Consider the following 550-nt stretch of genomic DNA (forward strand, 5'->3'; position numbering starts at 1 on the left):
TCCAGCGTGCCCATGTTCTCTTTCAGGCGGCGGGTCTGGTCATCAAACCCTTTCGTCGCGGCCTCGTTCGCCGCCTGCAATGCCCCGGCTTCTTCGCCGGAACGCTGCAACTGAGCAACATACGCAATCTGCTCCGCCGTCACGTTATGGAACTGGCGCGCCATCGCTGTCAGCCCCGACGTCGGGTCAGTGGTCAGCTTCCCGAAGGCTTCAGCGACCTTGTCCACCTCCACGCCGGATGCAGAGGAGAAACGCGCCACACTCTGGCTGATGGACGCAATCTGAGCCTCACCGCTTACCCCCGCCTTAACCAGTGCGCTGAGTGACTCGCTGGTCTGGTTAAACGTCAGCCCTGCCGCCTGCCCGGCTCTGGACAGGACCAGCATACGATCTGCCGTCAGCCCGGCCTGATTGCCGGAAAGGACCAGCGTTTTGTTGAAATCGGACAGGGTTGAGTTGCCCTGATACCAGGCATACGCCAGCGCACCGGTCGCCACCGCCAGCGAGGTGGCCCCCACCATCGGCAGGGTGATCGCACCGGCAAGCCCCC

1 protein-coding gene is annotated in these 550 nt (G+C 63.5%); it reads right to left on the reverse strand.

Features of this window, described 5'->3' with window-relative positions; genetic code table 11:
* A partial coding sequence (locus FQZ95_RS20985) for a phage tail length tape measure family protein (RefSeq protein WP_160530616.1) occupies positions 1–550 on the reverse strand: 550 nt, incomplete at both ends.

The sequence above is a fragment of the Escherichia sp. HH41S genome, assembly GCF_009820115.1.
Classification (GTDB): Bacteria; Pseudomonadota; Gammaproteobacteria; order Enterobacterales; family Enterobacteriaceae; genus Escherichia; species Escherichia coli_F.